Source organism: Chitinophaga polysaccharea (assembly GCF_902150045.1).
Classification (GTDB): Bacteria; Bacteroidota; Bacteroidia; order Chitinophagales; family Chitinophagaceae; genus Chitinophaga; species Chitinophaga polysaccharea_A.
Map to the genome: position 1 here is coordinate 2773250 of NZ_CABFVU010000001.1, position 13397 is coordinate 2786646.

Sequence of the window (13397 nt, forward strand, 5' to 3'; positions counted from 1 at the left end):
TAAACAGCAGACAGATGATACCAGCAGATATATACCGGCAGCGGATCGGGCAGTTCCAGGAAGCGATAAAAAAAGAGAAGCGTTCAACCGCCGGCCTGTCGTGGGCGCGGCTGGCCAGTTTTCTCGGGATGGTAGCCGGCGTGGTATTCTTTTTCAGGAATGGCTGGCAGGCCCAGTGGTTGCTGCTTACAGTTGCAGGTATGATCGCATTTATGGTATTCCTGTTATGGTATTCCAAAGCGCTGCAAAAATTACAACTCTATAAATCCCTGCTGGAGCTGAATGAGAAGGAGCTGGCGCTGGTAACCACGGGGCAGTCGGCCTTCGATGAGGGCAATGAGTTTATAGATGATAAACATGATTTCAGCAGCGACCTGGATGTTTTCGGGCCGGCTTCCATTTTTCAGCATATCAACCGCACGGGTACTTTATCGGGCCGGCGGCAGCTGGCAACGGCGTTGAAGAACCCTTTGGAAGATACCCAGGCTATACTGGCCACACAGGAGGCTTTACAGGTACTGACCCCCGAAGTGGAGTTCAGGCAGCAACTTACGGCCAATGCCATACTGGCAAAGGAGGAAGAAAGCGACCGGCGTGAGATCAGTGCATGGCTGGATATGCCGTTTCATTTTTTGCACAACAGGTTTATAAAGCTGGTCATCTGGCTAAGTCCCTTACTGGTAGCAGGTTCTATTATACTTTACGCCACCACCGGAAGGTATTCCCTGTTATTGATATTGATCATGTTGAACTGGCTGCTCCTTGGCAGCAGTCAGAAGAAGATCATGGCGCAGTATGTACTTATTTCCCATAAAGAACGGATACTGGATAAGTTCTCTGTTTTATTACATCTTATAAAAACCGGCAGTTTTGGCAAATCCGCCTTATTGCATCAGCAACAGGAAAAAGCAAAAGAAGCAGATGTCGCATTGCGGCAGCTCTCGAAGATCTGCAATGCCTTTGATCAGCGGCTGAACCTATTAGTAGGACTGGCACTTAATTCCCTCGCACTGTACGACCTGCACTGCATTCTGCGTTTGGAGCGCTGGAAGGAACAACATAAACAGCACATTACCGGCTGGTTTGATGTGATCACCCAGTTGGAAGTTTGGAACAGCCTTGCCACTTACGCATTTAACCACCCGGAATTTTCCTGGCCATCGCCACAGGCAGAAGGACGCATCCTGGAAGCGGAGGCGCTGGGGCACCCGCTGATCCCCGCAGGTGAATGCGTAACGAACGACGGGGCTGTCGGAAGGAAGGATCATTTCCTGATCATTACGGGCTCCAATATGTCGGGCAAAAGTACTTTCCTGCGGAGCGTGGGGTCCAATCTTTTGATGGCTATGTGCGGTGCGCCCGTGTGTGCATCCCATTTTGTATTCAGCCCTATGCGCATCATGACCTCCATGCGCATCAAGGACTCCATAGCCAGTCATACCTCTTATTTCCAGGCAGAATTGTTGAGGTTGCAGCATATTATCCGGCATCTTAAAACCGGTGCGCGGGTATTTATTTTGTTAGATGAAATTCTCAAAGGCACCAATTCTGAGGATAAGCTATCCGGCTCACGCAGCCTGATAGAGCACTTCCTGCAGTATGACTGCCTGGGTATGATTGCCACGCACGACCTGGAGCTGGGACAACTGGAAGCAGCTTATCCCGGGCAGATCAGGAATTACTGTTTTGAAAGCACCATACAGGACAACCATCTATTCTTTGATTACCGCATCCGGGAAGGCATTGCCAGGAATAAGAATGCAACTTTCCTGATGAAACAAATGGAAATTATTTAAATCCTAAATATTTTAGTATTTTTACTAAAATATTTAGTGTATGACTTTGCCATTCCAGGAGGGCGCACCGGAGAATCCATATTATAAAGGGCGCGGAGCACAGATTAATCCCAGGAATAAGTACCTGGCAGACGAATATGCGCAGGAGCATGCCGAAGGTATTGATGAATGGTGGCAGGCGGATGTGCCTACGCAGGTGTTTGAGGAACATGCCAAGAACCTGGTTAATAAGGTGGATAGTCCTGATGTAGGGATGTGGTATTCTATGAACCCTTACCAGGGCTGTGAGCATGGCTGTATTTATTGTTATGCCCGTAATTCCCATCAGTACTGGGGTTTAAGCGCCGGTCTTGATTTTGAAAGAAAGATTATAGTAAAGCATAATGCCCCCGAGCTGTTGCGCAAGTTCCTGGACAATAAGAAATGGGATCCCAAGCCGATCTCCCTTTCGGGGAATACAGACTGCTACCAGCCGGTAGAGCGAAAAATGTGGCTCACCCGGCAGTTGCTGGAGGTGGCGCTGGAATACAAACAGCCGGTAGGCATCATCACGAAGAACTCACTGGTATTGAGAGACCGTTACCTGTTACAGCAGCTGGCCCAGGATAACCTGGTTTGCGTATATGTTTCTATTACCACCCTGCAGGAGGAGTTGCGGCAGAAAATGGAGCCACGTACAGCTACCGCGGCGCAGCGGTTTAAGGTAGTAAAGGAGCTGAGTGATCTTGGTATACCCGTTGGGGTTATGACCGCCCCGCTTATCCCCGGGCTTAATGACCATGAAGTACCCCGCTTGTTAGAAACTGCGGCGGCCAACGGGGCCAAATATGCGGGGTATACGGTGGTAAGGCTCAATGATGCGGTGAAGATCATTTTCAACGACTGGCTTTACAAAAACTTCCCCGACCGGGCGGATAAAGTATGGCATCATATAGAAAGCATGCATGGCGGAAAGGTGAACGACAGCGATTTTGGACGAAGGATGAGGGGGGAAGGCAACATTGCAGACCTGATCAGGCAGCAGTTTAAGATTCACACAAAAAAGAACGGCTTGAACCAGGAACGCTTCGAATTCAATACAGAAGCCTTCCGGCGGCCAAATTCCCAATTAAGTCTGTTCTGATTTTCAATGATATTTGGTTGCACTTTAAACTAATTGTTAAGTCTAGGAAAAAAGTAGGGTGTTTTTTTGTGTAATAAAAAAAATAAAAATTACCTTTGCTTCAAGAATAAAAATAACTGTGCAACTTATATCAACATACAAAATTTCAGCGATGGCCTGCGAACAAAAGCAGGTCAAGGCCAGAATGCGGGCGTGTTGCACCGATTGTTAACGAGAGAAAAGTTATCAAACGATATAAACAAAAGTCCCGCACTAGATAAAGTGTGGGACTTTTTGCTTTGAAGCAGTAATGAAATGACGACATTGAAAGAATTTCAAGCGATAACTGTAATGCAAAAAAAATACGCCTCATGGCGTAAACGGAATGGCTTTGCCTTAAAAAAGCCATACGGACAAGGTATGCGGTAATGTGAGATTACTCCTCTACATTATTTAACCCGGTCCGTAAATACGGCCGGGTTTTTTTATGGACAAATCCGGCATAAAAATGGCAAACAAAATATTTATTCAATGATGTTATGCGCTAACCCGTTTGATTAGCAAAAAGCAAAGTGCATAATCCCAAAAAACGTTAGATGATGAGAAACGTTATTCAAGTTGTAAGAGAGGCTTTACTCACCAATTTCAGGGAGTTGGATCAGTGGTTTGAAAAAGAACCTGCATTGCTGGACTTTAAACCGGATCGTGATCAATGGAGCATAAGAGAGGTATTGGAGCATATAACGCTTACCAATTATTTCCTGTTGCTGATCATCAATAAAAGCACCCGCCGTGCGCTGGAACGTAAGAAAACCGGCCATACCGTGATAGTCCCCGGAGATTATCGTGATAAATTTGAGCAGATAGACGTCATTGGCAGTAAGTCCTTTGGTTGGGTAAGACCTGAACATATGGAACCTACCGGTCTTAAAAATATGCAGGAAATAAAAGCCCTCCTGAAGCAACAGTATGCACAGTGCATGTATAACCTGTCTTTGCTGAAAAACGGGGAAGGAGTGCTGGTATTTACCAATATGTCTGTAAACCAGTTGGGTAAACTGGACATCTATCAATACATCTATTTCCTCACCAAGCATATTGAGCGGCATATCCGCCAGATGCAGCGTCTTCAGAAGGAATTTGAAGAAAGCGCGGTGTTAATATAACTTAGGTCGACCACCACCATCTGTTTTTGTTAATCCTGATCATACTACAGCCGGAAGTTTAATTGCTTCCGGCTTTTTAGTGGGGTTATAGAATAGATGATATGATATACACAGCAGCATTTTTATAAGTGACACATGATTCTTTTCCTGGTAAAAACGAATCGCCAATCATTTGCGTAACAGCAGGAAACTGCTACAGGTCATTGATGCAGCCTCAGATTTCGAAAATCAGAAAATCCTGTTCAGGAAAGCTTAAATAAAAAAGTTGAAAATATTTTGTTAAAAATTTGCTTAATCAAAATATATCCTGTTATCTTTGCATCGTTAAAATTGATAATAAAAGAAACTTATAAACATGAAACGCATTAATCTAAACATGGACAACGCAGCATCCTGCCTCGGGCAAGATGATAGCGGATTCCGGGCGTTTTATGCTTACAGGTAGATTGAAAATATTTGTAACTATAACAGCAGCCCGGGTCCTTGGATCCGGGCTTTTTTGTTATTGATATATAGAATAATGAATTTACCGGGAATGACAGAACGGATTCAAATCCGCCGCAGTAAATGGTTTAATGATAGCATTGATTCAATGAATGCTAAACGGACAAGGTATGTGAAAACGTAGTGTATACGTTAACGTTATAAACCCGGTCCGTGTTAAACAGGCCGGGTTTTTTTATGCGGCAGTATAAAGATTATTTGAGGAGGTACATAAAAAACAGGCAGGCGGAGTAATCCTGCTCCGCTTTCATCTCCTTTTAAGATATTTTTTTTCGTCTCTGTTTGCATTTTTAACCCCTTATCATCAGGTTATCAGAAGGATAACCTGTAATTTACCCCATGATAAATACGATTTACCCGGGCCCGGCCTGGTCCCGGGAAATCTTTATCATCAGGGACATCATCACAATAAAGCGACCAGGAAAATATGAAGCATATAATGAATAACAACATAGATATCATCGATGGAGAACATTTTGATCCAAAGGGAGTGTATACCGTTAATTTCAGTGCTATCCCGGATATCAGTAATATTTACGAAGTAGATGGCGACAAGGCCGCTGCTGCTTTTATGAAGAAGTATGAAGGCATGATAGTAAATACACACCGTTATACTGATTATGACAACAAAAAGAAGAAGTATAAACATAACCAGACACTGTTTGTACTGAATAACAACAGTGTGGTGGCCTTCTGGCAATCCTGGTGCGAAATATTGCATAATGGAGCTGTTCCTGCATTTATATCGGAGGTAACGGAAATGGTTACACGTTATAAAGAGAAACAGCGGAGAGAGCCGCATGAGATCAATCTTATTACCAGCGGGCGCAAGGGACTGGAACTGAAAAGCCTGGAAATAAAACGTACCAAGCTGGATATAGGTATGTTTTATGAAGATGATTTTAAGGAGATAGATAAAGTGATACAACAGCGGCTGAAGAAGGACAAAGATAAGGGCATTGTGTTGCTGCATGGCTTACCGGGAACAGGCAAAACCACTTACCTGCGCTACCTGATAGGAAGAATAAAAAAGCGGGTGCTTTTTGTTTCCCCGGACCTGGCAAACAATATTATGAACCCCGAGTTCATGGAACTGCTCATAGATAATCCCAATTGCGTGGTGATCATAGAAGATGCAGAGAACGTGATCATGGACCGTAAGTTTTCCGGGAATTCGTCTGTATCCAACCTGCTGAACCTGTCTGACGGATTACTGGCAGATTGTTTGAATATACAGCTGGTTTGCTCTTTCAACAGCGACTTATCAGCCATCGACAATGCTTTGTTGCGCAAAGGCAGGCTTATTGCAAAGTATGAGTTCAAACGGTTGCCTGTAGCTAAAGCGCAGGCGCTGTCAAAGCATATGGGTTTCGACACCGTTATCAGCAAACCTATGACCGTTGCGGAAATCGCTAACCAGCATGAGCCATCATTTGAAACCAAGCAGCATGTGATCGGTTTCAGAAGGGAAGTGCTGGAAGAAATCGCGTAAGCATTATTTGATCATCTTAAAAAAACAAAAAAAATGAGAAGGAATCAATTGTCCATATATATCAGGGATGTAAACATTATTGAGCACTTAATTACTGATTATGGACAATCAGGAAATCGAAAATTATATAGCTGCCTCAAGGATAAGAACAGGCAGAAGAAGAAAGCGCGATGCGCTTAAACAATACGACAAACAATTACTGCAATATAAGCGGAAACGGAAGGAGTTGTGGCAGGCATGGCAAAACAGGGGATACACGGAATTGAACCCGCCGGTCATGAAAGGTTATGTACGCAGCTTTGTTTTACGTGATGATGTAGCGAGAAGCAGGGACGGAGATTTTTTCCGGGAATTGCTGAAAAAGATTAACACATATGATTATAGTCACCGTAAAGATTTTAAGGTGAAAAAGCGGAGGAGAGGGAGGAAGATACATGTGTTAAGAGAGCAGCATTTATTGCAACCAACGGAGTATGTCTTTAAGAAGATGAAGCTTAGCCCAAAAGAGGTGAATTGTTTTGAAGAACGGATCCGTTACGGTAAAAATGGTATTGACCAGATAAAGTATTTTGTTGTAAAAGAACCCTGGCGATTTGTATTGCAGGTACGTCCGAATATGATCACCAAACAGCGTGTGGTGGCGCCTGAACTGAGCTCAGCGATTGATCAGCTGGATAATTACCTGAAGCGTCATCAGCTGGAACACAGGATATGGAAGCTCACCAGGAGCCAGCAGGCAAGCCGGAGAAGATGGTTACCTGAGGATAAAAGAAAGAACCAGTTTAAGAAATATACCCTGCAGCAACTGCTGCAGAAGGAATGGTACGAATAAAAATTAACCCTTTATGTCAAATTTAAAAATCAGCGGTAAAACATTACTGGAGATCGGTTACCCCCAAAGCCCCGTTTTTCGTGTAGCCATGGATGTTGTTGAGCAGCATTATGCTCATTATACAGAAGAAGAAGCAATTGAATTATTAAAGAAAGTGCTGGAAGACCCTGCTGCATTTAAAGAGGATGCGATATTGGGTGGAATCGCAGAAGGTTTGCTGGCGCCTGCGGCCCCGGCAGTGATTGCCCTGCGTGAAACCCCGGTGCCTTATACGGTTTATGGAGAATCGTACATCGAAGAAGGAGCGGTGAAGCAATTAAATAACGCGGTGCGGTTGCCTGTTGCCGTGGCAGGTTCGCTGATGCCGGATGCCCACCAGGGATATGGATTACCGATTGGCGGCGTACTGGCGGCAGATAATGCCGTGATCCCGTATGGAGTGGGTGTAGATATCGGTTGCCGTATGTGTTTGAGCATACTGGATTTACCGGTGCAGTCGTTGTTGATCAACGAAACATCGTATAAGCAGCAACTGATGACCTTCACCAAATTCGGCGCCGGTGCGGAATGGAAGAAGAGGGAGGAGGATCCGGTGCTGGAAAGAAATGAATTTAAAGAAATCAGTTTTGTTAAAAACCTGTATGATAAAGCAGCCGGTCAACTCGGAACTTCCGGTTCGGGTAACCATTTTGTGGAGTGGGGGATTGCAACTATCACCGATCCACAGAACGAATGGCAGTTAGCGCCGGGTGACTATGTAGCATTATTATCCCACTCCGGTTCACGGGGAATGGGCGCCCAGATAGCCGGGCATTATACGCAGCTGGCAAAGGAGATCTGTCCGTTACCGGAGCATGCAAAGCACCTGGCTTATCTTGACCTGGATACAGCAGAAGGGCAGGAGTACTGGCTGGCTATGAACCTGGCAGGCGATTATGCCTCTGCCTGTCATCACCTGATCCATAAGCGGCTGATCAATGCAACGGGGGCTACTTTGCTGGCCAGGGTAGAGAATCATCACAACTTTGCATGGAAAGAAATGTACCAGGGAAAGGAAGTGATTGTGCACCGGAAAGGCGCCACTCCTGCGGGGAAAGGTGTGCTGGGCGTAATCCCGGGCTCCATGACAGCGCCTGGATTCATTGTGCGTGGTAAAGGTGAAGAGGGTAGTTTACAATCAGCTTCACATGGCGCCGGAAGATTGATGTCGCGCACAAAAGCAAAAGCGTCTATCACTGATGCCGTATTAAGACAGCAGTTGCAGGAGCATGGCGTAACGCTTATTGGCGGTGGATTGGATGAAGCGCCGGGAGCATACAAGGACATTGATACTGTGATGCAGGCGCAAACATCGCTGGTAGACGTGATTGGCCGGTTTGTACCGAAAGTGGTAAGAATGGCTGATGGTGGGCCTCCGGAAGACTGATAAAAATATATGCAATGAAGCGGTGGCGGAGAGCGGCGAAAGCTGTTTTCCGCCTTCTGTTTTTATTAGTCTATTAAAATAGTAGGATAATTAGATTTTATTGTTTATCATTGTACTAATTTACCACCACCAGTTATTACCGATAAACCTATGCATGGGCTGGCACCGTGTAATAGCCTATGTCTTACTATTTGGATTCCGGATTTTAAAATTATAACAAGTGCATTTAAACTACCTGGCATTGGCAGTTCCTTTTTTCCTGACTTTTATTGGGTTAGAATACCTGGTGGCGCGGAAGAACGGAAAAACTTATTTCAAGTTTAATGATTCCATTACCAATCTGAGTATAGGTATCGCGGAGCGTCTGCTGGATACGTTCACAGTAGGGCTTTTTTATTTTGTGTATGATTACCTGTACCGGCACTTTGCTGTTTTTGATATTAAGGCCAGTGTATTGCTGTGGGTGGCATTGCTGATCTGTACGGATTTTATCTGGTACTGGTATCACCGGCTGGCGCATGAAGTTACCGTTTTCTGGTGTGCGCATGTGGTGCATCACCAGAGCGAAGAGTTCAATTACACGGTATCTGCGCGGATTACCGTGTTCCAGGCGTTTATACGTACGGGTTTCTGGGCTATACTTCCGGTGATCGGTTTCCCTCCTGCTATGATCACCAGTATGTTGCTGGTGCATGGATTGTATCCTTTTTTTATTCATACACGCACCATAGGTAAGCTGGGAATACTGGAGTATATATTGGTAACGCCGTCGCATCACCGGGTGCATCATGCCAGCAACCCGCAGTATCTTGATAAGAATTACGGAGATGTATTTATAATATGGGATAAGTTATTTGGCACGTTTGTGAAGGAAGAGGAGGAACCGGTGTATGGCCTTACAAAACCGCTGGAGAGCAATAGTTTTTTGTGGCAGCATTTTCATTTTATCCTGGAGATGTTGTATTCTGCCCGGCAGGCGAAAGGGTGGAGGAATAAGCTGCGGATCATTTTCGGCAGGCCCGATAATGTGGACCCTGGTGCAAGGGCCATCCTGGAGGAGAAGTTCCTTTTGCGCAATCATGTAACGGAGGCGCCTAAACTGTTTAATTATGTACTGTGGCAGATAGTGGCCACCTTGGTTTTATTATTTTCTTTCCTGTTACTGGAGCATTATGTGCCGGTATTTATACAGGTATGCGTTACCCTGCTGATCCTGCTTACGCTGATCAACTGTGGCGCTATCATGGAGCAGAAGAAATGGGTGTTTTACCTGGAGTATGCGCGTTACCTGGTATTGTGCCTGGCGGGTTATTATGTTTGGCCTCATCCTGCATTTCTCTGCGCAGCTGCTATAATTATGATCACGGCTTTTTATTTCCAGTCGCACCTCAAGGAGCATTACCTGCGGCTGGTATATGGTTATTACCGTTCATAGCAGTACTGGTCCTCCGGCTTCGGCGGGAGTCAATATCAAGGGTTTACAACATCTATTAAACCATTCATAGCAACGCTGGTCCGGCTTCGGGCCGGATAATAGTGGGTATTTTTATTGTAAAAGGGATTATTGCCTGGGAACCTGTGATTTGAGGATCTTCCGGGCAAAATGTATCCTGCTTTTGATGGTGCCCAGTGGTTCCTTCAGCATATTTGCAATTTCGAAGTATTTGTAGCCTTCATAATAGAGCATAAAGGGTTTTTTGAAGATGCCCGGCAGGTGATACACTGCTATATGGATATCTTTCATTTGTAAGTTAGAGGCCGCTTTATTGCTGACTATATTCTGCTGGTGGTTTATGAAAAATTCGCTGGCGCTGGGTTCTGCGACAGTGCGATGTTTCAGTTTTTTCCGGTAATGATTTATAAAGATATTTCGCATGATGGTGAACAGCCATGCGCGGATGTTTGTGCCTTCCAGGTATTTTTCCCGGTTGGACAGGGCTCTGAAAAGGGTTTCCTGGTAAAGATCTTTTGCCTGTTCGGTGTCTTTGGTGAGGGTAAAAGCAAAGGGTTTCAGGAAATCAGCATTTCCGATAAGCAAGGTGTTAAATTCAACAGATGACATAATGTTTAAGTTTTGCCATAACTAATTTAAACAGAAAAGGGGGTAAAAGACGTTTTCTAAGGATGCCCGGAGGCGGTTCAAACATGACTTTTTCCGTTGTTTTCAATTGATTCTCAAGCAATTTGTTGTATGCCAGTACTTAGATCGATAAAACAGGTGGTAGTTTAAGTAATGATCCAAATTTTATATAATATAACAGGTAAACACAGGTGACTCTCACTATAATTAACGTAAATGATGGAAAAATAGATTTCTCTATTGTATTAATAATATTTACATATTATAAATAACTTAAAATTAGAAAGTAGCAGAAAGCTGGAGATAAATTTGCAGTAGGTTGTGCCCGATGCTTAGTAAGATGTTTAAACGTTTATCAGACAGCTCATAAGGATTTCAGGTTAAAAGTGTTAGGAATTCTGCCGGAACTAACATTTATATAGTATTTTTAATAGATTTGCACCTTATTTGGCAAAGTCTGTCGATTTTGCCGGTGAAGTTGTTTTCCAAAAAGGTATTCGAGAAAGTTTTAGATCCTATTATACATGTTAAGAAAATTATTGCTGGTCCAACTGTTCCTGTTTATAGGTTTTTGTGTAATGGCGCAGGTGCCGTCCCCAGCTCAGATAAAGCAAGTTAACGTAGATAATTTATCGGATGATCAGATCAGGCGTATTGTGGCTGAAATGAGGCAGAATAACATGTCTATGGATGACATTGATTCATATGCGGAACAGAAGGGTATACCGGCAAGTGAAGCTGAGAAGCTGAAGACGAGGATACAGGCAATGGGACTGGACAAGTCACTGGAAAAAAAGAAGAGTAATGAAATGTTTCAGCAGGACACTCAATATTCGGGTAGATCATTTAATGATTCCGATACCAGCAGTGTCGATTTGTTCCGGCAAAATGCAAATACATCTGACATAAAACGGAAGAAAATATTTGGGGCCGAGTTGTTTACTAATAAGAACCTGACGTTTGAACCCAACCTACGAATACCTACTCCTTCCAATTATAAACTGGCAGCGGATGACCAGGTCATGATTGATGTGTATGGTTATTCAGAGGTGCAATATAAATTAACTGTTACTTCGGAAGGGTATATCCGTATTCCAAACCTCGGGCCGGTGTATGTGAACGGATTGACAATGGATGAGGCTAAAACCAGAATTACCAAGCAATTATCATCTATATATTCAACTATCTCCAGTGGTAAAACCTTTGTACAGGTATCATTGGGCAACATCCGGAGCATAAGGGTATTATTGATAGGAGAGATTCAACAGCCCGGTACCTATACGCTACCATCGCTGGCAACAGTGGCCAACGCTTTGTATGTATCGGGAGGGCCAGACGATAATGGCTCATTCCGGAACATCCAGGTGATCCGCAATGGCAGCATCGCCACTACGTTTGACTTGTACGATTTTCTTACAAAGGGAGATCTTACCAATAATATTGTATTACAGGATCAGGACATTGTTAAGGTAAACCCCTATAAAACGAGGGTTGAATTAATAGGGGAAGTAAAGCGCCCGGCAATATTTGAGGCTAAGGACAATGAGACGTTACAGAATATACTGGATTACGCAGGGGGATATACAGACGGATCTTTTAAAGACAATATAACCGGATACCGTATCAATAGTAAAGAGAGGGAAGTAATTAATGTACCTGCTGATCAGATTGCTACATTTAAGCTTAAATCCGGTGATCAGTTTTTTGTGGATTCTATTTTGAACCGGTTCAGTAACCGTGTTACTATAAGCGGTGCTGTTTTCCATCCCGGGAACTATGGAATGGAACAGGGCATGACGGTGGCCGATCTGATTAAGAAAGCAGATGGGGTAAGGGAAGAGGCTTCATTAAATCGGGGAATTATACGTCGTTTGCAGGATGATTTTACCCCAGCTATTATCAGTTTTAACGTGCAGGATGTTATCAATGGAAAATCTAATATTCCGGTTAAGAAGGAAGACAGCGTGATTGTGTTTTCTAAACTGGATCTGAGGCAACAGTATTCAGTTACTATAGGGGGTGAAGTAAACAGGCCCGGCGCATTCCCATATGCAGATAGTATGCGGCTGGAGGATCTGGTATTGCTTGCCGGCGGTCTTAGGGATGCAGCTTCTTTAAAGCATGTGGAGGTATCAAGAAGAATAAGAAAAGGAGATTATAATAGTAAGGATAGCGCCAAAGCGATTATAAGGCAGTTTGATATTAGCGCTGATCTGAGTAGCATTGCAGGAGAGCAGGTATTATTGGAGCCGTTTGATGAGATTATTATCCGCAAATCACCAGCCTATAGCGAGCAGGCTAATATTTCTGTTGAGGGAGAGGTGGTATATCCCGGGCAGTATACTATTGTTAATAAAGGAGAGCATATTTCAGATCTGATCAGAAGATCTGGCGGACTTAAACCAGAGGCTTTCCCTGAAGGAGCCGTGCTGCTTCGGAGGACTTACATCAATAGTTCAGATAGCGCTTTGTTGAACAATAAATTAGAATTATTTTATAATAAGTTGGAGGATAGCTCAAGCATTACCAGTGTTAAAAATATGATTGAACGAAAATACCAGTTGCTTGGTATTAACCTGGATGATGTTGTTAAGAAACCCGGATCAAAGTACGATATTCTGTTAGAAGAGGGAGATGTGCTGAAAATACCGAAGAGGCTACAGACTGTTCAGATGTTTGGAGAAGTTTATTTTCCCAAGAAGATTCGTTACGATAACGGATATGCTTTCAGAGATTATATAAGAGGTGCAGGGGGATATACATCTTCAGCTTTGAAGAGACGTAGCTACGTTGTTTATCCTAACGGTGAGGTGAAAAGTACCAGGAAGGTATTGTTCTTTAATAGGTATCCCAGGGTGAAACCAGGGTCCGAAGTATATATTCCGAGTAAAAAGGACCGGAAAGGTCTGACAGGTCAGGAGATAATTGGATTAAGTAGTGGCATAGCTTCACTTGCGTTAATTATTGTAACTATTCTCACGAGAGTTAAGTAGAAAATT

9 protein-coding genes are annotated in these 13397 nt (G+C 43.8%); 8 read left to right on the plus strand and 1 reads right to left on the minus strand.

The annotated features are described in order from the left end of the window. Positions 1-14: 14 nt before the first annotated feature. The 7 genes from FN124_RS11390 to FN124_RS11420 all read left to right on the plus strand — a co-directional run bounded on the left by FN124_RS11390 (position 15) and on the right by FN124_RS11420 (position 9753). On the plus strand, positions 15-1796 hold the full coding sequence (locus FN124_RS11390) for a MutS-related protein (protein WP_185937165.1): 1782 nt from the start codon (positions 15-17) through the stop codon (positions 1794-1796). 40 nt (positions 1797-1836) lie between these two features. Continuing rightward, entirely contained in the window at positions 1837-2919 is a 1083-nt protein-coding gene (locus FN124_RS11395) for a PA0069 family radical SAM protein (protein ID WP_142684841.1), read from the plus strand. Positions 2920-3497: 578 nt separating this feature from the next. After that, positions 3498-4064, plus strand: coding sequence for a DinB family protein (locus tag FN124_RS11400; RefSeq protein ID WP_185937166.1), 567 nt, complete (start codon positions 3498-3500; stop codon positions 4062-4064). A 931-nt stretch (positions 4065-4995) separates the two neighbouring features. Further along, positions 4996-6060: an AAA family ATPase gene (locus tag FN124_RS11405; protein WP_142684843.1), complete on the plus strand. Its 1065-nt coding sequence runs from the start codon at positions 4996-4998 to the stop codon at positions 6058-6060. Between the two features lie 100 nt (positions 6061-6160). Next, positions 6161-6892 (plus strand): hypothetical protein, encoded by a 732-nt coding sequence (locus FN124_RS11410; protein WP_142684844.1) that lies wholly within the window; start codon positions 6161-6163, stop codon positions 6890-6892. A 13-nt stretch (positions 6893-6905) separates the two neighbouring features. After that, a complete protein-coding gene (locus FN124_RS11415; RefSeq protein WP_142684845.1) occupies positions 6906-8318 on the plus strand; it encodes an RtcB family protein in 1413 nt (470 codons plus the stop codon). A 220-nt stretch (positions 8319-8538) separates the two neighbouring features. After that, positions 8539-9753, plus strand: a complete 1215-nt coding sequence (locus FN124_RS11420; RefSeq protein WP_142684846.1) for a sterol desaturase family protein — start codon at positions 8539-8541, stop codon at positions 9751-9753. Positions 9754-9879: 126 nt separating this feature from the next. Here the strand turns inward: FN124_RS11420 and FN124_RS11425 are convergent, their stop codons facing one another. Continuing rightward, positions 9880-10380: an RNA polymerase sigma factor gene (locus FN124_RS11425; RefSeq protein ID WP_142684847.1), complete on the minus strand. Its 501-nt coding sequence runs from the start codon at positions 10378-10380 to the stop codon at positions 9880-9882. Between the two features lie 542 nt (positions 10381-10922). Between FN124_RS11425 and FN124_RS11430 the strand changes: the two genes are divergently transcribed. After that, positions 10923-13391, plus strand: coding sequence for an SLBB domain-containing protein (locus tag FN124_RS11430; protein ID WP_142684848.1), 2469 nt, complete (start codon positions 10923-10925; stop codon positions 13389-13391). Positions 13392-13397: the final 6 nt, after the last annotated feature.